This is a genomic window from Oleiphilus sp. HI0117 (assembly GCF_001635235.1).
Map to the genome: position 1 here is coordinate 1 of NZ_LWGA01001146.1, position 569 is coordinate 569.

1 protein-coding gene is annotated in these 569 nt (G+C 44.5%); it reads right to left on the bottom strand.

Going from position 1 to position 569, the window contains the following annotated elements:
• Positions 1–226 precede the first annotated feature (226 nt).
• A partial coding sequence (locus A3757_RS20435) for an NYN domain-containing protein (protein WP_068740198.1) occupies positions 227–569 on the bottom strand: 343 nt, incomplete at its 5' end.

Sequence of the window (569 nt, forward strand, 5' to 3'; positions counted from 1 at the left end):
ATGTTTCCAGCCCTCGTTTTGCTTGCGATCATTGTGCACATGACTTACATGCCAGGGATATGAAGCCAGTATTAGGGCCAGGTGTAGAGAAGAAATTGGAGCGAGGGGAGTTAACGACAGATGACCCCGAGCATATTCATGACATTGTTTATTGAGTATAAGTACTCAGAGTCTCGATGAGATTGTTGTAAAGATAATAGTGGCGAGCATATCGCTTGATCTGAATTTAGTTAAGTAATAAATCAGTATCTATTGCGACAAACTTAGTGGCGGAACATATCAGTGACGAAGCTGTTAGTGCTTTAACGCCGTAGACCTCTACAGCAGAGCTGTGTTTCAGTTTGATTCGATCGACGAGCAGGTCGAAATCTCCATCACCAGATGCTAAAACAAGGATGTCACTGTGTGCCGCAAACTCCATAGCATCGAGTGTGATACCGACATCCCAATCAGCTTTAGCAGAGCCGTCAGCGCGCTGAATGTAGGGCTTCAACTTTACCTTAAACCCTATCGCTCTAAGTATATTCTGAAACTGTCTCTGTTTTTCATCTGCGGGCTCCGTTGCATAG